Source organism: Stutzerimonas stutzeri, assembly GCF_024448935.1.
GTDB lineage: Bacteria > Pseudomonadota > Gammaproteobacteria > Pseudomonadales > Pseudomonadaceae > Stutzerimonas > Stutzerimonas stutzeri_AO.
Map to the genome: position 1 here is coordinate 18,104 of NZ_JAMOIE010000016.1, position 24,444 is coordinate 42,547.

The 24,444-nt window shown below is 61.4% G+C and carries 27 protein-coding genes and 2 pseudogenes; 13 read left to right on the forward strand and 16 right to left on the reverse strand.

Translation table 11 applies throughout. The features are described from left to right. Nucleotides 1–55: 55 nt before the first annotated feature. The 3 genes from NA637_RS06885 to NA637_RS06895 are packed head-to-tail and all read right to left on the reverse strand — an operon-like array spanning nt 56 to nt 1,381. Nucleotides 56–490, reverse strand: a complete 435-nt coding sequence (locus tag NA637_RS06885; RefSeq protein ID WP_256071581.1) for a PilZ domain-containing protein — start codon at nt 488–490, stop codon at nt 56–58. A 50-nt stretch (nt 491–540) separates the two neighbouring features. Continuing rightward, nucleotides 541–966, reverse strand: a complete 426-nt coding sequence (locus NA637_RS06890) for a DUF4124 domain-containing protein (RefSeq protein ID WP_256071582.1) — start codon at nt 964–966, stop codon at nt 541–543. A 37-nt stretch (nt 967–1,003) separates the two neighbouring features. Further along, nucleotides 1,004–1,381 (reverse strand): tetratricopeptide repeat protein, encoded by a 378-nt coding sequence (locus NA637_RS06895; RefSeq protein WP_256071583.1) that lies wholly within the window; start codon nt 1,379–1,381, stop codon nt 1,004–1,006. A 178-nt stretch (nt 1,382–1,559) separates the two neighbouring features. Between NA637_RS06895 and pyk the strand changes: the two genes are divergently transcribed. Then, the gene (gene pyk, locus NA637_RS06900) at nt 1,560–3,011 is read left to right on the forward strand and encodes a pyruvate kinase (RefSeq protein WP_256071584.1); all 1,452 of its coding nucleotides are present in this window, start codon (nt 1,560–1,562) and stop codon (nt 3,009–3,011) included. A gap of 509 nt (nt 3,012–3,520) precedes the next feature. On the opposite strand, the gene NA637_RS06905 is transcribed toward pyk, so the two are convergent. Beyond that, complete coding sequence (locus NA637_RS06905) at nt 3,521–4,717, reverse strand: GGDEF domain-containing protein (RefSeq protein WP_256071585.1); 1,197 nt, start codon at nt 4,715–4,717, stop codon at nt 3,521–3,523. Nucleotides 4,718–5,043: 326 nt separating this feature from the next. Here NA637_RS06905 and NA637_RS06910 point away from each other — a divergent pair, with 326 nt between their 5' ends. Then, nucleotides 5,044–6,567, forward strand: coding sequence for a fumarate hydratase (locus NA637_RS06910; RefSeq protein WP_256071586.1), 1,524 nt, complete (start codon nt 5,044–5,046; stop codon nt 6,565–6,567). A gap of 61 nt (nt 6,568–6,628) precedes the next feature. On the opposite strand, the gene NA637_RS06915 is transcribed toward NA637_RS06910, so the two are convergent. The 6 genes and pseudogenes from NA637_RS06915 to NA637_RS06940 all read right to left on the reverse strand — a co-directional run bounded on the left by NA637_RS06915 (nt 6,629) and on the right by NA637_RS06940 (nt 10,776). Then, nucleotides 6,629–8,194, reverse strand: coding sequence for a methyl-accepting chemotaxis protein (locus NA637_RS06915; RefSeq protein WP_256071587.1), 1,566 nt, complete (start codon nt 8,192–8,194; stop codon nt 6,629–6,631). A gap of 158 nt (nt 8,195–8,352) precedes the next feature. Beyond that, nucleotides 8,353–8,574, reverse strand: coding sequence for a VF530 family DNA-binding protein (locus tag NA637_RS06920; protein ID WP_256071588.1), 222 nt, complete (start codon nt 8,572–8,574; stop codon nt 8,353–8,355). Between the two features lie 82 nt (nt 8,575–8,656). Beyond that, nucleotides 8,657–8,828, reverse strand: a pseudogene (locus NA637_RS06925) (protease); the annotation flags it as partial. A gap of 95 nt (nt 8,829–8,923) precedes the next feature. Next, the gene (locus NA637_RS06930) at nt 8,924–10,084 is read right to left on the reverse strand and encodes a phospholipase D-like domain-containing protein (protein ID WP_256071624.1); all 1,161 of its coding nucleotides are present in this window, start codon (nt 10,082–10,084) and stop codon (nt 8,924–8,926) included. A gap of 204 nt (nt 10,085–10,288) precedes the next feature. Continuing rightward, on the reverse strand, nt 10,289–10,555 hold the full coding sequence (locus NA637_RS06935; protein ID WP_256071589.1) for a hypothetical protein: 267 nt from the start codon (nt 10,553–10,555) through the stop codon (nt 10,289–10,291). After that, nucleotides 10,552–10,776, reverse strand: coding sequence for a hypothetical protein (locus tag NA637_RS06940; protein ID WP_256071590.1), 225 nt, complete (start codon nt 10,774–10,776; stop codon nt 10,552–10,554). Before NA637_RS06940 ends, NA637_RS06935 begins: the two co-directional genes overlap by 4 nt. A gap of 514 nt (nt 10,777–11,290) precedes the next feature. Here NA637_RS06940 and NA637_RS06950 point away from each other — a divergent pair. Continuing rightward, nucleotides 11,291–11,863, forward strand: a complete 573-nt coding sequence (locus tag NA637_RS06950) for an ACP phosphodiesterase (RefSeq protein ID WP_256071591.1) — start codon at nt 11,291–11,293, stop codon at nt 11,861–11,863. A gap of 34 nt (nt 11,864–11,897) precedes the next feature. Here the strand turns inward: NA637_RS06950 and NA637_RS06955 are convergent, their stop codons facing one another. Then, a complete protein-coding gene (locus tag NA637_RS06955; RefSeq protein WP_256071592.1) occupies nt 11,898–12,350 on the reverse strand; it encodes a flavodoxin in 453 nt (150 codons plus the stop codon). A gap of 202 nt (nt 12,351–12,552) precedes the next feature. Between NA637_RS06955 and NA637_RS06960 the strand changes: the two genes are divergently transcribed. The 3 genes from NA637_RS06960 (at nt 12,553) to folX (ending at nt 14,442) form a co-directional block, all read left to right on the forward strand. Next, entirely contained in the window at nt 12,553–13,200 is a 648-nt protein-coding gene (locus NA637_RS06960; protein WP_256071593.1) for a PilZ domain-containing protein, read from the forward strand. 140 nt (nt 13,201–13,340) lie between these two features. Continuing rightward, nucleotides 13,341–14,051, forward strand: coding sequence for a dihydromonapterin reductase (folM, locus tag NA637_RS06965; RefSeq protein WP_256071594.1), 711 nt, complete (start codon nt 13,341–13,343; stop codon nt 14,049–14,051). Nucleotides 14,052–14,067: 16 nt separating this feature from the next. After that, entirely contained in the window at nt 14,068–14,442 is a 375-nt protein-coding gene (gene folX / locus NA637_RS06970) for a dihydroneopterin triphosphate 2'-epimerase (RefSeq protein ID WP_128121041.1), read from the forward strand. Nucleotides 14,443–14,453: 11 nt separating this feature from the next. Here folX and NA637_RS25655 read toward each other — a convergent pair. Then, a pseudogene (locus NA637_RS25655) lies at nt 14,454–14,913 on the reverse strand (sensory rhodopsin transducer). Between the two features lie 63 nt (nt 14,914–14,976). Here NA637_RS25655 and NA637_RS06980 point away from each other — a divergent pair. The 4 genes from NA637_RS06980 (at nt 14,977) to NA637_RS06995 (ending at nt 17,262) form a co-directional block, all read left to right on the forward strand. Next, nucleotides 14,977–15,270 carry a DUF1244 domain-containing protein gene (locus NA637_RS06980; RefSeq protein ID WP_256071625.1) on the forward strand — a complete coding sequence of 98 codons (294 nt, stop codon included), beginning with the start codon at nt 14,977–14,979 and terminating at the stop codon, nt 15,268–15,270. Beyond that, nucleotides 15,267–15,626, forward strand: coding sequence for a HopJ type III effector protein (locus NA637_RS06985; RefSeq protein ID WP_045429560.1), 360 nt, complete (start codon nt 15,267–15,269; stop codon nt 15,624–15,626). The genes NA637_RS06980 and NA637_RS06985 overlap by 4 nt, the downstream gene beginning before the upstream one ends. A 211-nt stretch (nt 15,627–15,837) precedes the next feature. Then, entirely contained in the window at nt 15,838–16,596 is a 759-nt protein-coding gene (cysZ, locus tag NA637_RS06990) for a sulfate transporter CysZ (RefSeq protein WP_256071596.1), read from the forward strand. A 54-nt stretch (nt 16,597–16,650) separates the two neighbouring features. Further along, a complete protein-coding gene (locus NA637_RS06995; protein WP_256071597.1) occupies nt 16,651–17,262 on the forward strand; it encodes a flavodoxin family protein in 612 nt (203 codons plus the stop codon). A gap of 62 nt (nt 17,263–17,324) precedes the next feature. On the opposite strand, the gene NA637_RS07000 is transcribed toward NA637_RS06995, so the two are convergent. From NA637_RS07000 to NA637_RS07015, 4 genes are all read right to left on the reverse strand, one after another. After that, nucleotides 17,325–18,434, reverse strand: coding sequence for an NADH:flavin oxidoreductase (locus tag NA637_RS07000; protein ID WP_256071598.1), 1,110 nt, complete (start codon nt 18,432–18,434; stop codon nt 17,325–17,327). A gap of 60 nt (nt 18,435–18,494) precedes the next feature. Then, the gene (locus tag NA637_RS07005; protein WP_423836704.1) at nt 18,495–18,635 is read right to left on the reverse strand and encodes a hypothetical protein; all 141 of its coding nucleotides are present in this window, start codon (nt 18,633–18,635) and stop codon (nt 18,495–18,497) included. 62 nt (nt 18,636–18,697) lie between these two features. Further along, nucleotides 18,698–19,180: a glutathione peroxidase gene (locus NA637_RS07010; protein WP_256071599.1), complete on the reverse strand. Its 483-nt coding sequence runs from the start codon at nt 19,178–19,180 to the stop codon at nt 18,698–18,700. A 98-nt stretch (nt 19,181–19,278) separates the two neighbouring features. Then, nucleotides 19,279–19,764 carry an FKBP-type peptidyl-prolyl cis-trans isomerase gene (locus NA637_RS07015; protein WP_256071600.1) on the reverse strand — a complete coding sequence of 162 codons (486 nt, stop codon included), beginning with the start codon at nt 19,762–19,764 and terminating at the stop codon, nt 19,279–19,281. A gap of 239 nt (nt 19,765–20,003) precedes the next feature. Between NA637_RS07015 and NA637_RS07020 the strand changes: the two genes are divergently transcribed. From NA637_RS07020 to NA637_RS07030, 3 genes are all read left to right on the forward strand, one after another. Further along, the gene (locus NA637_RS07020) at nt 20,004–21,191 is read left to right on the forward strand and encodes an acetate kinase (RefSeq protein WP_256071601.1); all 1,188 of its coding nucleotides are present in this window, start codon (nt 20,004–20,006) and stop codon (nt 21,189–21,191) included. A 99-nt stretch (nt 21,192–21,290) separates the two neighbouring features. Then, nucleotides 21,291–23,393 carry a phosphate acetyltransferase gene (gene pta / locus NA637_RS07025; protein ID WP_256071602.1) on the forward strand — a complete coding sequence of 701 codons (2,103 nt, stop codon included), beginning with the start codon at nt 21,291–21,293 and terminating at the stop codon, nt 23,391–23,393. A gap of 123 nt (nt 23,394–23,516) precedes the next feature. After that, a complete protein-coding gene (locus tag NA637_RS07030; RefSeq protein WP_256071603.1) occupies nt 23,517–24,437 on the forward strand; it encodes an acyltransferase in 921 nt (306 codons plus the stop codon). Nucleotides 24,438–24,444: the final 7 nt, after the last annotated feature.

Here is a 24,444-nt window from a genome sequence, read left to right on the forward strand (position 1 = left end):
CCGATTTCAGCCGCCAGGTTGCCCGCCTGCAAAGCCTCAGGAATGCAGATCGGGTTCAGCTACCTTGACAGCAATCCTGATCGGCGGCCTTGTTACCGGCTGATTCGACACGGGGCAGTCGCGCCGGTGGAATGTGCTGCATGGGACGAAAGCTGAAGTAATGGTTCAGCGCATCGATCATTTCGCGAATTTCCCGGGGCGGTGAGACAAATACGAAACCTGAATCGAAGCTGCCGGGCGTAACGTCTTCGCGTGACCAACGACAGATTGCGCTGAAATCGACGTAGCGCAGCTGGCTATGCTGGCCCGGAATTTTCAGGCGCATATCGAAACGTACCGCAGTCATCATCGGATAGGGGCTGATGAGCATCAGCCCGGACTCGGACAGGTTGCCAATGAAACCCAACGGCTTGTCCGTGAAACAGTTGAATACGTTGAGGTAATACGGCAACTGGTGCCGTTGAATACTGCGTTGATTGTGCATGTCCATCGCTTGCGGGCCCGCCGCCAAGTTTTATCGCTGCCGCCGTCTCCGACCACTCAGCTGCAGCTCTGACTGATACGACTGGCCAACTGCCGCCGCGCCGCCCCTATTTCTTCATCACTGTAGTAGACACGCTCACCCTTTGCATCGGCACTGAAATAGCGCCCGCCGTGAGACAGGCGCGACATACGGTTTTGCAGTTGCCGGCACTCTCGCTCTCGTTGCGCCTGCCTGGCGCTCGCCGCCACGTTGGCCGCCTCCTGCTCTTCGCGACGAGCCTCGAAAAAGCGCTCCGTGCGCGCCTGGCGCTCGCGGGTCGCGTCGTCTCTACCGATCACCTGCGGCCGAACCTCGACCGGCTCCGCACCCGGCTGCGGTTTCGCGCTGAACTGCACATGGCCGTCGGGATCAACCCAGCGGTAGATATCGGCGGCCGCCAGCGGGGCCAACAAAACGCTGACTGTCAGTACGGCGATACGCATGGGGTCTCTCCCTGCCGGTTTGTTGGGCGGCCTCATGTCAGGGTTTGACGGCGTGAGTCACCACCCGTTCCTCCGGCTCATAGTGGCCCAACTGACGCAGCGTCTCCAGCCTGGCACGACTGCGAAAGGCGTATTCACTGGCTGGATAGCGCGACTGAATGAACTGATAGGTCTGTGCCGCGTCAACAAACAGGCCCTGACGTTCCAGGCACTGACCGCGCAACAGCGATATTTCCGGTTGTAGATTATCCCGTGGTCGGCTGCGCCGCTCGGCCTGGGAGAGTTCGAGCATGACTTTGCCGCAATCACCCAACTGGTATTGCGTATAGGCCGCATCGAGATAGCGATCAAGGGCATTTCGGCTGCTGCAGCCTACGCTGAGGGTGGCCAGAACAAGGATAAACGGGGTGCGCATGGGTGATTCCTCCGATGCCGAATTTATCGACCGTCGTTGCGAAAACTGCAGTCCATCCATCCCGCTAAATGGCCGTTGCGCGCCTCTCCAGGCCCTGCCGAAAGAGTAGTGCAGCCCGACGATGACTACAGCCGCCCGGCATAGTAGCCTCGCGGCCATTCTGAAAAAGGAGCATTGAATGACTTCGCGCCGTACCAAGATCGTCGCCACGCTGGGTCCAGCCAGCAGTTCGCCTGAGGTGCTGGAAAAGATGATCGTTGCCGGGCTCGATGTGGCCCGCCTGAACTTTTCCCACGGGACGCCAGATGAGCACCGCGCACGGGCGCAGCTGGTACGGGATATCGCCGCGAAGCATGGCCGCTTCGTCGCGCTGCTGGGTGACCTTCAAGGACCGAAGATCCGTATCGCCAAGTTCGCCAACAAGCGCATCGAACTGGCCGAAGGCGACAGCTTTCGCTTCTCCGTCACCTACCCCCGTGATGCTGGCACCCAGGAAGTGGTCGGCATCGATTATCCGGATCTGGTGAAAGATTGCCGCGTCGGCGACGAACTGCTGCTGGACGATGGCCGGGTGGTCATGCGCGTGGACAGCACTACGGCCGATGAGCTGCACTGCACCGTACTGATCGGCGGGCCGCTGTCGGACAACAAGGGCATTAACCGTCGCGGTGGCGGCCTGACCGCGCCGGCATTGACCGCCAAGGACAAGGCCGACATCAAGCTGGCCGCCGACATGAACCTGGACTATCTCGCCGTCTCTTTCCCGCGTGACGCGGCGGACATGGAGCTGGCTCGGCGCTTGCGTGACGAAGCCGGCTCGAGCGCCTGGCTGATCGCCAAGATCGAGCGTGCCGAAGCCGTGGCCGATGACGAAGCGCTGGATGGTCTGATCCGGGCAAGCGATGGCGTGATGGTCGCGCGCGGCGACCTTGGCGTGGAAATCGGTGATGCCGAGCTGGTGGGCATCCAGAAAAAGATCATTCTCCACGCGCGCCGCAACAATAAGCTGGTGATCACCGCGACCCAGATGATGGAGTCGATGATCCACAACCCGATGCCGACCCGCGCCGAAGTGTCCGATGTAGCCAATGCCGTGCTCGACTACACCGACGCGGTGATGCTTTCAGCTGAAAGCGCCGCTGGCGAGTATCCGATCGAAGCGATCAAGGCCATGGCGCGCGTGTGTGTCGGTGCCGAGAAGCATCCGACCAGTATCAAATCCGGCCATCGCCTGGGTCAGCGCTTCGAGCGCAGCGACGAAAGCACGGCGCTGGCGGCGATGTACACGGCAAACCACTTCCCCGGCGTCAAGGCGATCATCAGCCTGACCGAAAGCGGCTACACCCCGTTGATCATGTCGCGGATTCGCTCGTCGGTACCGATCTTCGCCTTTTCGCCACGTCGCGACACCCAGGCGCGTGTCGCCATGTTCCGCGGCGTGCAGACCATTCCCTTCGATCCGGCGGCCCTGCCCGCTGACAAGGTCAGCCAGTCGGCAGTGGATGAGCTGCTCAAGCGCAACATCGTCCATGCTGGCGACTGGGTGATCCTGACCAAGGGCGACACCTATCATGGCACGGGCGGCACCAATACCATGAAGATCCTGCGTGTGGGCGATTCCCTGATCTGATAGGCGCGGCGTGGCGTGCCAGCCCAAGTTCCGCCTGGCGCGCCTTTCCCCTGGCGAGGTCGATGCCTCCCGGCTTCTTGGAACTCCGGGCTGGCGCGTAAGAAAGGCATCACTCAGATCTGCCCGCGCGGCAATCCCGCCAGAAACATGCGCTTGGCGCAGTCTTCGACAAAAGCCCTCCATCGCAGATCAGTATAATTTCCTGGCGTGACGTGGCGTGACTGAAGGCGGCTGCCTGCCTGCTCCCGATCAACGCATCAACGCATCAACGCATCAACGCTGAGGTTGTCATTTAGCTCTGCAAGGTCCTCAAGCGGTTCTCGCAAAGGGCACGCCCCGGCAGCAGTGCAGCAGCCTAACCGGCCCCGGTGCCCTTGGTCAGTGCTTCGCACACCAAGCCCCCCAGCGGGGCAAGTCCCGTACCGGCAGCCAACAACAATAAAAGGTCTCATCTGCCCTCGGGCTCGTAACGCAGCGCGCCCGTATGCAGTTGGCCCAGGCGCAGACTGTCACCGACGGCCAGCAGGGTGCGAGCCGATTCGCAGAACCTCGCCAGGTCCGCCCCCCGTGAGTGGTCTCGGGCATTCCGTCGCCCAGCTGGTCTCGCACCGATTCCGACCGTTGCCCTTGGCCCGGTACAGCGCGTCGTCAGCACGCTGCAGGGATTCGTCCAGATCATCGCCTTCATGCAGCAGAGTCAAACCAACTGAAAGACTCAAATGACCGGCCTGCATATTTCCTTCCGGCAGCTGGGCATTGGCGAAGGCCTCGCGCAAGCGCTCGCAACAGGCGCGGAATTGCTCGGCATCGGTGTTCGGCAACAACAGTACGAACTCTTCACCCCCGTAGCGGGCAAGTATGTCGCCGTCTCGCAGGCAGGAGCGCGCCACGGACGCAAAGGTTTGCAAGACGCGGTCGCCCGCCGCGTGCCCGTGCAGATCGTTGACCCGCTTGAAGTAGTCGAGGTCGATCAGGGCCAGGCCAGACTGATGCCCCGCCCGCAGCCGGCTCAGCTCGGCTTCCGCCTTCCGCAGGAAATACCGGCGGTTGTAGAGACCCGTCAGTTCATCGGTCGAGGCCAGGTCTTCCAGCTGTCGCATCATGCCGCGCAGCGTTTCTTGATGCGCCTGCAGCGCAAAGCGGCGCTGACGCATGCGTTGACGCAACCTGTAGACAAAGCCGACCAACAAGCACATCCAGACCAGGGTTACCAGCAGCACGCCGATTTGCAGCAGTGCCGTCTGCGGGTCGTTCAGGTAGCCCGTTTGCGCGTCGAAAAACACCATGCCGACGAAGCTGAACAGTGCCAACACGGCGTAACGGAGGAACTTTCTCGGTGGCAGAAACACGGCAAACATCAGCGCCAGCACGTACAGCACCACCAGCGATCCACGGTTATCGCCGAGATTGAACAGAAAGAAGGTCAGCCAGACCAGGGCAACCAGTACCTGTGGCTCGGTCAGACTGGGGTCGCGAAAGTGCAGGTTATGGCCTCGATAGAAGACCCAGAAAAAAGCCAACTGGCTGGCCGCAATCATCACCGACCCCGCGATTGCTGTCTCGACCGGCGCCTGATAGAAGCCCGCAGCCACGGTGATCCAGGTAAGCAGCAACGCCAGGCCGTAGGTGGCGGCCGCCATGCCGAAGCGCTTGGTCACCAGTAACTGCAGCGCTTGCTGTTCGCTCTCGTCACGACTAGCGCGCATGGAATCCTTCCCATAGTGGCGATTCGTCACACTTTACGCCGGCCCTTGTAAAAAACCTATACGCAGTCGCGTTGGGCAAGCGAACCACCCCCTTAAACAGGGCCGTCTTCATTGCGCTCGCGCCAATGCGCAGCCGATGCCTCAGCCCTTCGCGCAACGCCAAGTCGCAGGCAGCGTCATGACAGTTTCCCCTGTGCATCCCTTCACCTTCGGTCTGTCTGTGTTCCGGCTCTACGGCAGGTTATACTGCCGCGCATTTTTTACCTGAGCGTGTCGGTCGCTGTCTCGACACGCGCTGTTTCCGCCCCGCCAAGAGGACGCGCTGCATGACCGTGATCAAGCAAGACGACCTGATTCAAAGCGTCGCTGACGCTTTGCAGTTCATTTCCTACTACCACCCCGTGGATTTCATCCAGGCGATGCACGAAGCCTACCTGCGCGAAGAATCCCCGGCAGCCCGCGACGCCATGGCGCAGATCCTGATCAATTCGCGGATGTGCACCACCGGTCATCGCCCGATCTGCCAGGACACCGGCATCGTTACCATATTCGTGCGCGTGGGCATGGACGTGCGCTGGGACGGCGCGACCATGAGCCTGGACGACATGATCAACGAAGGCGTCCGCCGCGCCTACAACCTGCCGGAGAACGTTCTGCGGGCTTCGATCCTCGCCGACCCCGCAGGTTCCCGCAAGAACACCAAAGACAACACGCCGGCGGTCATCCACTACTCCATCGTTCCGGGCGACAGGGTCGAAGTAGACCTCGCGGCCAAGGGCGGCGGTTCGGAAAACAAGTCGAAGATGGCCATGCTCAACCCGTCAGACTCGATCGTCGACTGGGTGCTGAAGACCGTGCCGACCATGGGCGCCGGCTGGTGCCCGCCGGGCATGCTCGGCATCGGCATTGGCGGCACCGCCGAGAAAGCCGCGGTGATGGCCAAGGAAGTGCTGATGGAATCCATCGACATCCACGAACTGAAGGCCCGTGGCCCGCAGAACCGCATCGAAGAGCTGCGTCTGGAGCTGTTCGAGAAGGTCAACCAACTGGGTATCGGCGCTCAGGGCCTCGGCGGCCTGACCACCGTACTCGACGTGAAAATCATGGATTACCCGACCCACGCGGCCTCGCTGCCGGTGTGCATGATCCCCAACTGCGCTGCCACACGCCACGCCCACTTCGTGCTCGACGGCTCCGGCCCGGCCGAACTGACCCCGCCACCGCTTGACGCCTATCCGGAAATCGTCTGGGAAGCCGGTCCGAGCGCGCGTCGCGTCAACCTCGACACCATCACGCCGGAAGACGTGCAGAGCTGGAAGCCGGGCGAAACCGTTCTGCTCAATGGCAAGATGCTCACCGGTCGCGACGCCGCGCACAAGCGCATGGTGGACATGTTGAACAAGGGCGAAGAGCTGCCGGTGGACCTCAGGGGTCGCTTCATTTATTACGTCGGCCCGGTCGATCCAGTCGGCGACGAAGTGGTTGGCCCCGCCGGCCCGACCACCGCGACACGCATGGACAAGTTCACCCGTCAGATCCTCGAGAGCACCGGCCTGCTGGGCATGATCGGCAAGTCCGAACGCGGCCCGATCGCCATCGAGGCCATCAAGGACAACAAGGCGGTGTATTTGATGGCGGTCGGCGGCGCGGCCTATCTGGTCGCCCAGGCGATCAAGAAGTCCAGGGTGCTGGCGTTCGCCGAGCTGGGCATGGAGGCGATCTACGAGTTCGAAGTGAAGGACATGCCGGTCACCGTCGCGGTCGACAGCAACGGCGAGTCGGTGCACATCACCGGTCCGGCGATCTGGCAGAAGAAGATAGCCGACAGCCTGGCAGTCGAAGTGCAGTAAGCGAGACGTCAACAAAAAGCCCGGCTCATTGCCGGGCTTTTTGCCGCTTCTCAGAGCACCATCAGCGGTTGAAGCGTTCCACCAGCGCGCGCAATCCACGTGCAGCGCCTTCCAGCTCGCGACCGCGCTGCATGGTCAGGTCGGCTTTACTGACATTACTGTCCATCGTCACTGCGATACCGGTGACCTGCCGCGCAATATCCTCAGCCACATGCGCCTGCTCGTCGGCGGCAGCGGCCATTTGCTGGCTCATGCCGGTAATACGGCTCACAGCATCACGAATACCTTGCAGCGCCTGCTGCGCCTCAATGACCTGAGCCAGCCCATGCGCCGCCTCCTTGTCGCCCACCTGAGCAATTGCGACAGCCTCATCGGCCTTGCTGGTCAGCGTCTGAATGATGGACTGGATCTGCTGCGTCGAGTCGCGAGTCTTGCTGGCCAGCGCACGCACCTCGTCCGCGACCACTGCGAAGCCCCTGCCATGCTCGCCCGCCCGAGCGGCTTCGATAGCGGCGTTGAGTGCGAGCAAATTGGTCTGTTCAGCGATGCTCTGGATGATGCTGGCAGCGGACATGATTTGCTGGGTCTCCCCAGCCAGTTCGTTCACCGTATTGCCAATGTTATTGACCGTATTGGCCAGCATCTCCATTGCTTTACGGGTATTGACAGCCACCCGATCGCCGTCGTTGGCAAGCGAGTTTGCCGTGGTTGCCTCCTCTGCAGTCTGTTGCACATGACTGGCAACCTCGGTAATCGACGCGGTCATCTCGGTCACTGCTGTCGCCGTCATGTCCGTCTCACCACGCTGTTGGCGCAGGTCGTTTTCGGTCTGGCTGGCCAGCACCGACGTTTCAGCCGAGGCGCTTTCAACCTGTCCTGCGAGATCGGACAGGCGTGTCAGGGCGGTACGCAGGCGTGCGTCTTCGCTGATGAGTGCCATTTCCAACCGCGCGGCATTGCCATGCTGATGTGTGTAAGTCAGCGCAACGATAGGATCGGCGAAAGCCTGCGGGACACTCTGGATGATTCGCTCTAATTGCCGCTCGGTAGCGGCATGGCAACTGAGGCCAAGCGCGAAAAAGAGCCCAAGCACAAGCGCTACCTCGACCGCCGTCGGCAGCCAGAGGATACCCGCAGTGGCCAGAATCGCAGCGCCGACAGGTAGCGCCAGAATGCGCGCCCAGCCCTGGCATCGGCGAGCTAAGGAAACCGCTGCTTTGCCAGTACGCAGGCGTTCGTATAACGCCGTGGCCTGTGCCACTTGGTCTGCAGTCGGCTTGACCCGTACCGATTCAAAGCCGGTCAGCTTACCGTCGTCGAAAACAGGCGTGACGTAGGCGCTGACCCAGTAGAACTCGCCGTTCTGACACCGGTTCTTGACCACTCCCATCCAGCTTTTGCCAGCTTTCAGGTAGCGCCACATGACTTCGAACACGGCGGGTGGCATGTCTGGGTGGCGGACCAGGTTGTGGTCGCTGCCGATCAGCTCGGCTCGTGAGTAGCCACTGATGGCGACGAATTCGTCATTGCAATAAAGGATCTTGCCCTGGGTATCCGTCTCCGAAATCAGCCGCCGATGCGCCGGAAAGGTCCGTTCGGTATTGCTTAGCGGCCCGTTGTTTCTCATCGTTCTGAATTCCATGGGGGCGATCAATGCCATTGAGATTCGTCAGTCACAACGAATCAAACTGTTACAGGAATCGGACCGAGTTCGGCGAACTTGAGGATGGCCAGATTTATTTAGACGAACGTCGACCAACGGCGTCGGTCAGCGGCGATACGCGATTAGCTGGCGGACCGACGAAGCTGAACGAACAACCCCTCTACCTTCGCCCGCGCCCATGGCGTCTTGCGCAGGAACGTCAGGCTCGACTTGATACTGGGGTCGCGCTTGAAGCAACGGATATCGACCCGCTCCGCCAGCCCTTCCCAGCCATAGTGAGCCTGCAGCTCGACGAGTATCGACTCCAGCGTCACGCCATGGAGCGGGTCTTGGGGTTGGGACATTGCAGCCTCGGAGCTTGAGCAGGCAGCGCCTGCAATTGAATAAAAAGACCCGCCGGAGCGGGCCTTCGATCGGAGCGGCATATTACAGGCTGATGCGGGTACCGAGCAGCCCGAGGAATGCTGCCAGCCAGACGGGGTGCGCCGGCCACGCCGGAGCGGTCACGCGATTGCCCTCGGTATGCGCCTCGTCGACACCGATATCGACGAATTCACCACCAGCCAGAAGAACCTCCGGCTGCGCATGCGGGATAAGCTCGACGTAGTCACCCGGCATCAGCGTTTTCTTCGCAGCCATCAGAACGCTCTCCCTTTTCAGTTGGACACTTTATAAACGGCTCGGCCTGTGCCGTCACCCGCTTCGGTTGAAGATATTGATTACGAGCCGGTCGAGCAGGCCCCACAGCCGCTGGTACATCCGCAGGTACAGGGGTCGCGCGTGCCACTGATGCAGGTCGATCTCGAGGCTCTGATTGAAGTCCTGCTCGAAGCTCTTGGCAACGTCCGCGCTTAGCTGCGAGTCGACCGCCTCCAGGTTCGCCTCAAGGTTCCAGCGCAGGTTCCAGTGATCGAAATTGCACGAGCCGACACTCACCCAGTCATCGACCAACACGAGTTTCAGGTGCAAAAAGCGTGGCTGATATTCATGAATCCGCACGCCTGCCCGAAGCAATCGTGGATAGAAACGCTGCCCGGCATAGCGCACGGACGGATGGTCGGTGTTGCGGCTGGTCAGCAGCAGTCGAACCTCGACGCCGCGGCGAGCCGCGCGCATCAGCTCCCGCCTGACCTTGCCCGTCGGCAGAAAATACGGAGTTGCCAGCCAGATACGCCGCTCAGCCCTTCGCAGATTGCGCAACAGGCTATGGAGAATGTCTCGATGCTGACGCGCAGCGGAATAGGCCACTCGCCCTGCTCCATCGAGCGCATCGGGCGCGGCGGGTATCTTCGGCAGCTGCCGAGGCAATGGCAGCTGCCAGATCCGGCGCTTGAGGCACAGGGTCCACTGCACGTCGAACAGGCACTGCCAGTCCTCCGTCACCGACCCGCAGATTTCCACCATCGCCTCGTGCCAATGCTCGTCCGGCTTGTCCGGGTTCCAGAACTCGTCTGTCGCACCGGCACCTCCGACAAAGCAGCACAGATCATCGATCAGGATCAGCTTGCGGTGATCGCGGTGAAGGTTGCGGAATTTCAGCTGTAGCTTGAGCGGGTTGTATTGGCGCAGGTCGACCCCTGCGTCGAGCAGCCGCTGACGCGTCTTCTGTCCGAGTTTCAAGCAACCGAAGCCATCGAACAGGCAGCGCACGCGTACGCCACGCCCGGAAGCGGCAATCAGCGTGTCAACGAGCCGATCGGTACAGCGCCCGTCCTCGACCAGATAAAGCTCGATGTCCACACGCTGCTGCGCAGTATCGATACGCTGCAATATCTGCGGAAAAAACCGCGGGCCGTCGAGCAGCAACTGAAAACGATTACCTTCGCGCCATGGAAACACCTCGCCGGCGAGCATCACGCTTGTACGCCTCGGGCAGACCACACTGGGAAGCAACTACGGATACAGCTGGAAGCCATTGAAATCCTTGTCCGGTGAACATTCAGGCATGGAATCTGCCTCGCCAGGATCGACGGCTCCTGTCGTAAGCCGTGATGGCACGCCTGTTATAGGTTCGCGCCGCCGCACAGAGTTCCCGCCTCGGTGGCCTTATCGCATCGCTCAGTCCCGGTCCTGCTGAGGTGTCAGTGCGAAAGCCGCCGCTGCCTTGTCCAGCCGCTTGGCCTGTGCCTGACGCGCCAACTGCAATATGCCGCGATCGCGCTGCCATAACTCGGCCCAATGGCCCGGACCTTCAGCAAGGGCCGTATCCAGCGCAGCTAAGGTTGCGGCCCATTGTGCACCGAGCGCAACCAGCAACAACTGCGTCGAAACCTCAGCAGGCGGCAGGCGCGATACTTCGGCTGCAGCCGCCAGCAGACCGATCAACCTGAGCTGCAGCGCCTGCGGCCATGCGCACCCAAGGCGATTCCATACAGCCAGCTGACCATGGCGACCAGCACGTACAGGTCTTCCAGCGTGCGGAACGGCTTGACGTAGTCGTCCCAGCCGTCACCCGCCAAGCGCTGACATGGCCCCCGCTGGAGGCGCAAGCGCCCATGCACGCTATCCGGGACCAGCGGCAGCGGCGGCATGTCCTCGATAGTCACGCGCCGAGCACCGCACCCCACGACGCACAGGCTGAGCCTTGCCGGCTCGCCTGGCGCCTCGTCTCGTGCCGGAACCGGCTTTACTCCCACTCAAGCTGCGCGCCAGCAGTTGTGCCGTTGGTTTCTAGGGCGGCTCGCAGCGGCATTGCCATTTCAGATTCGTGTGACAGGCGATTTGCCAGACAAGCCGATGTTGTGGGTCTCCAACCACCTGTTGTGGACCGACATCCCCCTGCCGGGCTTGTTGCAACCGATGACCTTCCTCGCCAAAACCGAGACCCGTCATAGGCCGGTGATTGGCTGGCTGCGTAGCTCCCTTCATCGGCGGCGACGACCTGCTTTGGCGTCTGTTTCGGCTATTGGCTCCGCTGTCCAGCCATGACATGACGCGCAACATAACCCACTCGTCCGGCGTTGCCACAATGCGATCGCCGAAGCGCTTTCGGTCGCCGCTGTTGCCGGTCGCCAACGCTGCCTGATGCAGGCTGAGCGCAAGCGCTGCTAGACTCGCCTCATGAATTATCTTGCGCACCTTCATCTCGGCGGCGAGCGGCCCGGGCAGCTGCTCGGCAGCCTCTATGGCGACTTCGTCAAAGGGCCCTTGCAGGACCGTTGGCCAGCCGATATCGAAGCGGGCATCCGCCTGCACCGACAGATCGATGTATTCACCGATAGCCACCCGATTGTCCTTCAAGCCAAGCAGCGCTTTCCCCGCGAGCGACGACGCTACGCAGGCATCCTGGTCGACCTGTTTTTCGATCACTGCCTGGCGGCGCACTGGCCCCACTACGCCAACGAGCCTCTTCAGCACTTCACCGCGCGGGTGTATCAGGTGTTGCTTGGGGAAGCCGAGCTCCCCGCCAAGCTGGCGCTGATCGCGCCGCGCATGGCCGCTCAGGACTGGCTCGGCAGTTATCGCGAGTTCTCCGTGATGGAGCAGGTTGTGGCCGGCATGAGCCTGCGCTTGTCATGCCCGGACGGGCTGATCGGCGGTGTCGAGGAAATGGAACGTCTATATGAGCCGCTGCTGCAGGACTTCCAAGCGTTCTATCCGCACCTGCAAGCCTTCGCTCGCCGCGCAGACTGACCGCCGCCAGGCCACCGCCGGCCTTGCCTACCTATCAGCCGCGCAGGGCTGTAGCAAAGCTTTCCAGCCAGGGCTCGGCATCGGTCTCCGGCGTTACCGTTTCGCTGGCATCAAGGCGCAGCATTTCCTGGACTTCGCGTACACCCAGCTCGGCGTACAACTCCCGAACCAACTCCCCGGCGCCGCAGAAGGTATCGCCATAGCTGGCGTCGCCCAGTGCGATTACCCCGCCTGGCAAGCCTTGCCAGGCCGGAAATCGATCACGAATCGCCGTGTAGAGCGGGACGAAACTGTCCGGTAGTTCGCCCATTCCGGTGGTGGCAGTCACCACCAGCAATGCTTGCGGTCCGAAGTCCAACACCTGCCCCAGCTGCGCGCGTGGATCATGCCAGGCGTCGAACCCGGCCGCCTTGAGTACCGCCGCAGCATGGCGGGCAACGTCTTCAGCTGTGCCATAGACAGTACCGGAGAGGATGGCCACTTTCATGATGAGCTCCGTTTCAGATTAAAGCCGAGCATTATGCCGCATCCGACACACTAACCCGACCGAGCGGTTCTACACTTCGAAACGCTGCCGCCGCCAGGCACAAGGGAACTCCATCAGGCTGGCGTTGTCGCAGTGCCGACCTGGTAAAGATCTCGCAGAGGCCTGTGCTGCAATCTGGAGCGACCAGGCGAGGGAAATCGGGATGCCGAGCAAAACTGCGCTGACCAGTGCCGAACTGGCCTACATCAACGAACTTGTCAGCGGCTCGCCAGCAGAGCCGGGCGAAACGCGGGCTGGCTTCCGCGTCGACGGCGGGGAAACGGCCAACGGCCTGCTCTTGCAACTGGCTGCGAAGGCCAACCTGACCCTCGAAGCGGAGCTCGAGGATTATTGCATGTCGTTCTCGCTGCAGTTGAAGCAGGATGAATTCCAGGCGGTGCAATTGCAGCTGGCGCCGCCGACCATCTATGAACGCGGACCGGTACTGCGCGCCTGGCGATTGCACTTGGACGAGCCGCTGCCACTACTCTCCGACGATGGCAACGAAACCGCGCTGAGCGTGCATGAGCTGTCGCCCAACGGCCTGTTGGTGAATGCCGGAGCCAAGCATCAGGCACCCAAACATCTGCATATGCGCCTGGCGTTGCCGGGCGAAGACTCTTTCCAGATCGACGCGCACCGGATCCGCCATGCCGAAGGTGGAATGACTGCCTACGAAGTCGAATATCCGCAGGACAAAGATGCCGAACGCATCCGCTCCTATCTGTACGAGCAGCATCAGCGTCTGCATCCCGAGCTGCAGCCAGAGCTTGCCACGCAGACCACCTCCGACGCGCCCGAGAACCCTTAGCAGCACCACCGATGCCCGCCTTTACATGCACGGAAATGCCCGCATAGAGTCGGGTCGTTGCGTACCCTGGTGTAAGCTGACAAGGTATTGCTGCCTTGCACAGGCGGCGCGACCTTCACCGTCCCACCCGGTATCCCAGCATGACCCAGCCGATGGCCCCGATACTGATTACCGGTGCCAGCCAGCGCATCGGCCTGCATTGCGCCGAACGCTTGCTTGATGAACGCCAGCCGGTGATCGTGAGCTACCGCACCCCTCGGGCAAGTCTGGCTCGGCTTCGTGAGCGCGGCGCGGTGACCTTGCATGCCGATTTTTCCGCTGCAGCGGGCATCCACGCCTTTATCGCTGTACTCAAGCAGCACACCAGCGCCCTGCGTGCGATCGTTCACAACGCATCGGACTGGCACCCGGAGACACCGGGTGAGGAAGCTGAAACATTCCAACGGATGTTCGAGGTGCACATGCTCGCGCCTTACCTGATCAACCTTCATTGTACTGAACTGCTGCAGCATGGCGGTCCGGCAGACATCATCCACATCGGTGATGACGTCACCCGCGTCGGCAGCAAAAAGCACATCGCTTATGCAGCCAGCAAAGCCGGCTTGGACAACCTCACGCTGTCGTTTGCAGCCAGGCTGGCACCGGCGATCAAGGTCAATGGCATCGCGCCTGCCTTGATACAGTTCAACGAAGGCGATGATGAGGCTTACCAGCGCAAGGCGCTTGCCAAATCCGCCCTTGGCATCGAGCCCGGCGCCGAGGTGATCTACCAGAGCCTGCGCTATCTGCTGGATAATCCCTATGTCACCGGCACCACGCTGAGCGTTAACGGCGGCCGCCACCTGATCTGATACGCGAAGGAATCCCATGCCCCGACTGGAACCTGCCATGGCGCGCATCCGCGTCAAAGACCTGCGCCTACGTACCTTCATCGGCATCAAGGAAGAGGAAATCCTCAACAAGCAGGATGTCCTGATCAATCTGACGATGCTTTATCCTGCGGCCGAGGCCGTGCGTGACAACGACATCGACCATGCACTGAACTACCGAACCATCACCAAGGCGATCATCCAGCACGTCGAGGACAACCGTTTCGCCCTGCTCGAACGGCTCACCCAGGAAATCCTCGACCTGGTCATGGCACATCCGCAAGTGCGTTACGCCGAAGTCGAAGTGGACAAGCCACACGCCCTGCGCTTTGCCGAGTCGGTATCGATTACCCTCGCCGCGCATCGGGACTGACCCTGCGCGCGTCAATCGCTGCCATAGGCCAGGGTCGTCATCGTCATCAGCGCACGGTCACCGCTGCGTGCGTCCAGCCGAGTGTGCTGAATGACCACCGGTACGTTGGACATGAATACGCTGGCATGGTCAGTCTCGCGCGGCACTGCCTGGGGCGTCTGCAGGTCATCGAAACGGAGATGCAGTTCGCCGCGCGGGGACCCGTCTCGCGTACGGCCCGGCCGGCTCACGGTCAGCGAAGTACAGCGTCAGCTCGATCACCGCCTCCAACGGGCCAGCGTTCAAAGTGCACGCCGCCTCATGGCTGCGCAGCGCCGGCTCATCGGGTTTCGGTCCCAACGCCGGCAGGCACCCTTCGGCTATCACCCAGTGTTTTCCCCAATCACATCCAGTCTCCTCGACAGCCGGATGGCCGGCCGGCCATCCTGTTTGGCGGAAACGGTTCAAGCCGCTAAAGTTCCCCGTCGCCATCTGGCCCACGGTCTGCGTCAAGGTTATGATCGCGCCGAAGTCTGCAACGTCGAGACCCTTGAAATGAATGAACAAGAACGCACCGAACTCGAAGCCGCCGCTTTCCGCCGCCTAACCCAGCACCTGCGCAGCCGCCCGGACGCACAAAACATCGACCTGATGAACCTGGCCGGCTTCTGTCGCAACTGCCTGTCGAAATGGTACAAGGCCGCCGCCGATGACCTGGATATCGAAGTCAGCCTCGACGAGGCGCGCGAAGAGGTCTATGGCATGCCATACGCGGAATGGAAGAAACGCTATCAGAAGGACGCAACGCCAGAGCAACAAGCTGCGTTCGACAAGGCCCAGAAACCATGAGCAGCCTCAGGGACTTTCGCGCCAGTCTGCGCAACCGAAACCACCCATTCAGCGAGACGCTGGCATTCATCGCCAGCGCCTATGACTACCAGCCAACCCGCTTTTTCAATGGCAACGTTGAAAACGCTGCCGGGCAGAACGAGGGCTCATGCAAGACGCTGGGGCTGGCCGTACTGGAAGGCTTCACCACAGAAGAAGCCTTGCTTGCGTTCGGGGAGCACTATCAGTCAGTGCTGGAGAACCCCAGTGGATCCGACCACCTGAACATCCGCGCCCTGATGGATACCGGACTCCCGGGCGTGCGCTTTGATCAGCAGCCGCTGAGGCGCAAACCAGTGAATTTCGAAGAGAAATAAAAAAGGGCCGGCCAGGCACTTGGGGAAGGCTTGAAGCGGACGGCCCTGAAAACCAAAAGGAGATTTCGCGGCTAGCCTAAAAGCCAAGCGCAACGCTGGCTATTGCATAAAGCCGATCGGCCTGATAGTGCAGTCCTATCGATTGCGATGTCGCTTTTCCCACCCCGATAAAGCCAGTAAGGTCCGGAGCGTCCTTTGCGGAGTATCGTCAATGCCCGTCGCTGCCCTATCCGGCCCCCAATACCTACGTGAAGGCCTGAAACTGATTCTTAGTCCTGGTCTCAGGCTGTTCGTCATCCTGCCGCTGACGGTCAACCTGTTGCTGTTCGGCGGGCTTATCTACATCGCCCTGCGCCAGTTCAGCGGTTGGGTCGACGCCTTCATGCCTAACCTCCCCGAGTGGTTAATGTTCCTCGAATACATCATCTGGCCGCTGTTCGTAGTGCTGGTGGCGCTGATCGTGTTCTTCACCTTCACCATGCTCGCCAACATCGTTGCCGCCCCCTTCAATGGCTTTCTCGCCGAAAAGGTGGAAACCGTGGCACGCGGAATCGATAGCGCCCCACCGTTCAGCTGGAGCGAGCTGCTGGCCATGCTGCCACGAACCATCGGCCGTGAGGCACGCAAGCTGACGTACTTCGTACCCCGTGCGCTGGCACTGCTGATCCTGTCATTCATCCCGGTGGTCAATCTGGTCGCAGCGCCGCTCTGGCTTCTGTTTGGCGTCTGGATGATGGCGGTGCAGTACATCGATTATCCAGCGGACAACAACAAGCTGAGCTGGGCCGAAATGATGGTCTGGCTGCGCCAGCGCCGCTGGAAGAGCCTGAGTTTCGGCGCAGTGACCTACGCAGCATTGCTGATTCCCTTCGTCAATCTTCTGATCATGCCGGCAGCCGTGGCAGCCGCAACGCTGTTCTGGGTGCGCGAAGGCGGCAAGTCGACAGTGCCTATCGTGATCGATCCGTGAACTGCGAGACGTTGAGCTGTCTAGATTTGAACACCTCACACCGGGAGACCCGCAATGGCGCTTACTGCCCTCGCAATCAATTGCACCCTCAAGGCATCGCCCCAAGAGTCGTCCTGTAGCCTGTTGCTGAGCCAGGCCCAGGGCGAGCTGGAAAAACTCGGCGTCAGCTGCGAGCAGGTCCGCGCAGTGGACTTCAACATCAAGCCTGGCGTGACGTCAGACGAAGGCGAAGGTGACGACTGGCCGATGATTCGGAAAAAGTTGCTTGCAGCGGACATCCTGATTCTCGGCACGCCGATCTGGCTCGGCCATCCATCCAGCGTCTGTCAGCGCGTACTGGAGCGCCTGGACGCGTTCCTGGGTGAAGTGGACGACGAGCAGCGGATGGTCTCGTACGGGCGGGTTGCGTGCGTCGCTGTGGTGGGTAACGAGGATGGCGCCCATCATGTGGTAGCCAGCCTCTATCAGGGACTGAACGATGTAGGCTTCACCATCCCTGCCAATGGCTGCACCTATTGGGTCGGACCGGCGATGGGGTCGACGGATTACAAGGATGTGCAAGACCCGGGCGAGAAGATCGGCAAGACCAACGCGATGTTGGCGCGCAACGCCGTGCACTTGGCCAGGCTGCTGAAGCAGGCCGGTTATCCCGGTGCCTCGCAATAACGGCGCGCAAAAAGAAGCCATCCCAAGGATGGCTTCTGTGCAGCTAGAGAGTGCGTCGCGCGTCAGGCCAGCGTTTTCAGCGCTTCACGACTAAAGGGCAGGATGTCCTGCATACGCCCTTCTTTCACCTTCAACGCCCAGTCCGGATCGCAAATCAGTGCGCGTCCAACCGCCACCAAATCGAACTCCTGCTTGTTCAGGCGCTCGAGCAACCCCTCGATGTTGGCTGGCTGCGCCACCTTGTCAGTCTTGACCATGAACTGCAGGAACTCTCCATCGAGCCCCACGCTGCCGACGGTGATGGTGGGTTTGCCGGTCAGCTGACGGGTCCAGCCAGCCAGGTTGAGGTCGGACCCCTCGAACTCCGGCTCCCAGAATCGGCGTGTCGAGCAATGGAAGATGTCCACACCCGCCGCAGAAAGCGGCTCGAGGAAGTCGCCAAGCGCTTGCGGCGTGGTGACCAGGCGCGCCCTGTAGTCCTGCAGCTTCCATTGGGAAAAGCGGAAAATGATTGGGAATTCCGGACCGACCGCCGTGCGTACCGCCTCGATCAGCTCGATGGCGAAGCGGGAGCGATTGGCCAGACTGCCACCGTACTCGTCGGTACGCTGGTTGCTGCCCTCCCAGAAGAACTGGTCGACCAGGTAGCCGTGCGCCCCGTGGATCTCGACACCATCCATGCCTATGGCCTGGGCATCCTTGGCAGCCTGGGCGAATGCTGCGATCACGTCCTGAATATCCTGTTTGGTCATGCCGTGCACCACGACCTCGCCGTCCTTCACCTTCTCCATCGGACCGTAACCCGGCACTTCCGGCTCCGGCTCGGTTCCCTTGTGACGAACATTGCCCACGTGCCACAACTGCGGAACGATCTTGCCACCGGCGGCGTGCACGGCCTCGACCACCGCCTTCCAGCCGGCCAGTGGGGCTTCGCCGTAGAAGCGCGGCACTTGCGGATAGCCATTGGAGGCCTTGTGGCCGACCGTGGTGCCCTCGGTGATGATCAACCCCACACCCGACGCGGCACGGCGGCGGTAGTACTCGACGACGTCCGCGGTTGGCACACCGTTAGGAGAGAAGGAACGGGTCATCGGCGCCATCACGACACGCGTTGGCAGTTGCAAGCTACCGAGTTGGAAGGGTTGGAACAGGGCATTCACGGCTGCAGTCATTGCTGTCTCCTCTGGCTTGAAGCAAAAGCGACCGGTCGTCTCACCGATCGCCACAAAAAATCAGCGGGGCGTCAGCAGACGCTCCAGCTGGGTCAGAAATATCTTCAACGGCGTGACACTGCGGCCAACCTTCATGCGCAGCAAGGCGCCCCCAGGCATTGCCGATGAATTCAGCCAGCGCCAGGCAATCGGTATCGGCATCGCGCTCGCTGGCCGCGCAAGCCTGTTCGAGGCAGTCGGCGCTTTGACAGGAGACGGCACGCTTAGGTGAGCGCGCTTTCGATGGCCTGGATCAGCGCAGGATCATCCGGAGCAGTGCGCGGCGAAAAGCGCGCCAGCACACGTCCGTCCTTGTCCACCAGAAATTTCTCGAAGTTCCAGCTGATGTCGCCCGGGAAGTCAGCGCCCTCTCCTGCCAACAGGCGGTACAACGGATGACGCTGCGGGCCGTTGACCTCGAGCTTGCTGCTGATCGGAAAGGTGATGCCGTAATTGTCGTCGCAAAACTGCAGGATTTCCGCGTCGTTGCCCGGCTCCTGAGCAGCGAACTGGTTGCAGGGGACGCCCAGTACGCCGAAACCACGATCCTGGTAACGCTCATGCAGCGCTTGCAAGCCTGCGTATTGAGGTGTGAGACCGCACTCGGAAGCCACATTGACCACCAGTGTCACCTGGGATTTCAACGGCGCCAGGGGAAGTTCCTGGCCCGCCAGGCCGGGCAGAACCAACTCGTGAAACGCGCTCATGCCTTTGTACTCCAGTAAAAAAGCGCTCCAGCAGAACCGGAGCGCTTCCATGGCCCGTTCGATACGGGCTTCTTCCTGACCAGCCGCTTGCGCGCCAATCAGTGTTGATGACCACCTTCGCCATGCACATGACCATGAGCGATTTCTTCTTCGCTGGCTTCACGCACCTCAACAATCTTGACTTCGAAGTTGAGGCGCTGCCCGGCCAGCGGATGATTACCGTCAACGATCACATCGTCGCCTTCGACATCACGAATGGTGACGATCTGCATGCCGCCGTCCGGGCCGGAGGCGTGAAATTGCATGCCGACTTCCAGCTCGTCGACGCCTTCGAACATTGCACGATTGAGGGTGGCGACCAGCTCCGGGCTGTACTCGCCGTAGGCATCCTGCGGTTCGATGGCGACCTTCACTTCATCACCGCCTTGCTTGCCTTCCAGCGCCTTCTCCAGACCGGAAATGATGTTGCCCGAACCGTGCAAATAGACCAGCGGCGCGCCGCCGGCCGAGCTGTCGATCACTTCACCGGCATCATTGGTGAGTGTGTAGTCGATTGACACAGCCTTGTTAGCGGCAATCTGCATGAGGCAAAACCTTTGTTGGGGAATGTGTGTGAAAGTCTAACCGCGAGCTGCATTGATTGCGAACCGACGCACGATTTAGGGGACCATCGGCAGCTGACCCACCCCACGCGACTTCATGGCCTAGGCAGTGACGAATACAACCTTTGGAGAGCATCGCGCCTCTCAAGGTTATGCAAGAATTCACGCCTGCAAATGCAGGCGACTTATTTCAACAATTAATTTGCATCCAAGGAGCACCGATGTCAGCTCGTAACATCCTGGTGATTAACTGCGGCAGCTCATCGATCAAATTCGCGCTGGTCAACGAAGACCAAGCCACGCTCCCCCTGCAGGGCCTGGCCGAACGTCTCGGCTCCCCCGAAGCCGTGGTGCACTGGCAGCTGGGTGACACCAGGCAGAGCCTGAACATTCCGGGTGCCGATCACCGTGCCGCGCTCGAAAAATTGCTGCCGGTGGCCCATGAGGCCGCAGGCGGCAAACTGGACGGCATCGGCCATCGTGTGGTCCATGGTGGCGAGCATTTCACCGGTTCCAGCCTGATCGACGAGCCGGTGCTGAAGGCGATTCGCGACAGCGCCCAGCTGGCGCCATTGCACAACCCGGCCAACCTGGTCGGGATCGATGCAGCCATGGCGCTGTTCCCCGGCCTGCCGCAGGTCAGCGTGTTCGATACCGCCTTCCACCAGACCATGCCGGAACATGCGTTCCGCTACGCCGTGCCGGAATTCCTTTACCAGGAACACAGCGTCCGCCGCTACGGCTTCCACGGCACCAGCCACAACTACGTCAGCACGCGTGCCGCCGAGATGACCGGGCTTCCGGTCGATGACAGCAGCTGGCTGACGGCTCACCTGGGCAATGGCTGCTCGACGTGCGCCATCGTCAATGGCGAGAGCCGCGACACCAGCATGGGGCTGACCCCGCTGGAAGGCCTGGTAATGGGCACTCGCAGCGGTGATGTCGATCCCAACCTGCACAGCTACCTGAACCGCACCCTGGGCTGGAGCCTGGAGCAGATCGATCACATGCTCAATCACGACAGCGGTCTGAAAGGTCTGTCCGGGCTGTCCAACGACCTGCGCACCCTGCAGGAGGCCCGTGTCGCCGGGCATGCCGGCGCCGCCCTGGCATTCGAAGTTTTCTGCTACCGCTTGGCCAAGTCACTGGCAAGCATGGCTTGCGCCCTGCCGAAACTCGATGGACTGATCTTCACCGGCGGCATCGGCGAGAACTCGACGGCCGTGCGTACCCGTACCCTCGAACACCTGAAACTGTTCAACTTTACGCTGGACGAAGAAGCCAACGAACGCTGCACGCGCGGTGTGGCCGGGGAGATCCAGGCGGCAGGCAGCCCCCGTGTGTTGGTGGTACCGACCAATGAAGAACGACAGATCGCGCTGGACACGCTGGCGCTGCTCGACGCCTGATAGCGCGCCGACAGCCAGACGCACCGCACGAACCCGACGACCGCAAACGGTGTCGGGTTTCGTCTACTTGGCATCGCCTTCGCCCGACAGGAGATCATCATGCATACCTTATTCCTCGCCCCCTGCGGTTTTGGCGGGGGCCTCAACTCCATCAGCCTTGGCCTGATCAGCGCGCTCGAGCGTGCCGGCCTCAAGGTCGGCTTCTTCAAGCCCATCGCCCAGCCCTTTCCGCATGACCAGGGCCGTGAGCGCTCCTGTGTGCTGGTTGAGCGCACCCTGAATATCGTGTCACCCGAGCCGCTGCCGCTGGAGCAGGTCGAGCGCCAGTTGGCCGATGGTGAACTCGGCCTGCTGCTCGAGGACGTGGTCAGCCGCTATCAGGAGGTTGCGGCGGGCAAGGACGTGGTCATCGTGGAAGGCATGGTGCCGACCCGTGAGTTCAACCACTCGTCGCGGATTAACACGCACCTGGCGAAAAGCCTGGACGCGGAGGTCATCCTGATCGCCGCGCAAGGAACTGACACGCTCAAGCGCTTGGCCGAGCGCATCGAGATCCAGGCCCAGCTGTTCGGTGGCGCCAAGGATCCGAAGGTGCTGGGCGTCATTCTCAACAAGGTCAAGTGTGAGGACGGCACGCCGGCCTTCATCGAGCGCCTCAAGGCCCAGTTGCCGGTACTGGACACCGCGGACTTCCAGCTGCTCGGCGCGATCCCCTTCGCCGACAAACTCAACGCCTTGCGGACCCGTGACATCGCCGAGTTGCTCGACGCCAAGGTCCTTCACGCCGGTGAAGCGGAGCAGCGTCGCGTCGAAAAGATCGTCCTGTGCGCCCGAGCCGTCCCCAACACAGTGCAACTGCTGCAACCGGGCGTACTGGTGGTTACGCCGGGTGACCGCGACGACATCATCCTGGCGGCGAGCCTGGCCTCGCTCAATGGTGTCAGGCTCGCAGGTTTGCTGCTGTGCAGCGACTTTGCGCCCGACCCGCGGATTCTCGAGCTCTGCAAAGCGGCACTGGATGGTGGCCTGCCGATGATGACCGTGCAGACGGGCTCCTACGATACGGCGACCAATCTGTTCGGGCTGAACAAGGAAACCCCAGCGGACGACATCGAGCGTGCCAGCCAGGTTACCGACTTCATTGCGCAGCACCTGCAGTCCGAACTGCTGCATACCCGCCTCAGCGTACCCCGCAGCGAGTTGCGCCTGTCGCCTCCGGCGTTCCGCTACCAGCTGGTCAAGCGCGCACAGCAAGCTAACAAGCGCATCGTCCTGCCGGAAGGCAACGAGCCGCGCACCATCCGCGCCGCGGCCATTTGTCAGGAGCGCGGCATCGCGCGCTGTGTACTGCTGGCCAAGCCTGAAGAAGTCCAGGCAGTTGCTCGCGAGCAAGGTATCCAACTGCCGGCAAGCCTGGAGATTCTCGATCCGGAGCTGCTCATCAACCAGTACGTCGAGCCGATGTGCGAAATGCGCAAGGCCAAGGGGCTGACTCCGGACGATGCGCGTGAGCAGCTCAAGGACACGGTGGTCCTTGGCACCATGATGCTGGCGCTCGACGAAGTGGACGGTCTGGTGTCCGGCGCCGTACACACCACCGCCAACACCATTCGCCCGGCGCTGCAGCTGATCAAGACGGCGCCCGGCTACAGCCTGGTCTCGTCGGTGTTCTTCATGCTGCTGCCGGATCAAGTACTGGTCTACGGCGACTGCGCTGTAAATCCGAACCCGAGTGCCACCGAGCTGGCAGAGATTGCCCTGCAGAGCGCCGAATCGGCCGTCGCGCTGGGCGTCAACCCGCGCGTGGCGATGATCAGCTATTCCACCGGCACGTCCGGCAGTGGCGCCGAGGTGGAAAAGGTTGCTGAAGCCACACGCATCGCCCAGGAACGCGCACCCACCCTGCCAATCGACGGTCCGCTGCAGTACGATGCCGCATCGGTCGCCAGTGTCGGCAAGCAGAAGGCACCTAACAGCCTGGTGGCAGGTCAAGCCACGGTGTTCATCTTCCCTGACCTGAACACCGGCAACACCACCTACAAGGCGGTTCAGCGCAGCGCCAACGTGATCAGCGTCGGCCCGATGCTGCAAGGCCTGCGCAAGCCGGTGAATGACCTGTCCCGCGGCGCATTGGTGGACGACATTGTGTTCACCATCGCGCTGACCGCTCTGCAGGCTGACAACCAGAAGCAGAAGGCCTGACCTGCCCCGCGCCCGGCCAGCCTGGCGGGGCGCTTCGCAATGTTCGGGCCTGCTTATTGCCTTGCAGTTCAACCCACAGCCGGTACTCTTGCGGCCATTGTTGACGGATACAAGATCCAATCGATGCTGAGCGTTCTTCCTGCCCCACTGCGGGGTATCCTGGCTGGCTTGACCCTGGCGTTGAACACGCTGTTCTGGTGCTGGCCGCTGTTTGCCCTGTCATTGTTCAAGCTTGCGCTACCGGTTCCGCGTATTCAGCGCGCATTGCGCTTTGGCATGCACTGGATCGCCGAATCCTGGATGGCCGTGAACAGCTTCTGGATGGATCAGGTGCGGCGAACCGAGTGGGACGTGCAGGGACTCGAAAAGGTCGATCTGCAACACTCCTATCTGGTCACCAGCAACCACCAGAGCTGGGCTGACATCCTGATGTTGCAATACCAGTTCAACCGGCGGATGCCGATCCTGAAGTTCTTCCTCAAGCAGGAGCTGATCTGGGTCCCGGTCATCGGCCTGTGCTGGTGGGCGCTGGAGTTTCCCTTCATGAAGCGCTTCAGCAAGGAATACCTGACCAAGTATCCGGAGAAGCGCGGCGAGGATCTGGCCACCACCCGCAAGGCCTGTGAACGCTACCGGACCAACCCGGTGTCGGTGTTCAATTTCCTCGAAGGCACCCGCTTCACCGAGGACAAGCACACTGAACAGGCATCGCCCTACCGCTACCTGCTCAAACCCCGGGCCGGCGGCATTGCGTTCGTGATCGATGCGATGGGCGAGCAACTGACGGCACTGATCAACGTCACCATTCACTACCCGGACGGTAATCCGAGCTTCTGGGACCTGCTCTGCGGCCGAATCGGCCGGGTCGTGATGCGCATCGACTCGCAGCCAATCCCTGCCGAGTTCCTACACCGTAGCTACGACCAGGACGACGCCTACCGGTTGAAATTTCAGGAGTGGGTCAATGAGCTCTGGAGCGACAAGGATGCCGAGCTCGAAAAGCTACATGACCAATACCCGCCTCGTCATGGCGCCTCAGGTTAGCCCAACA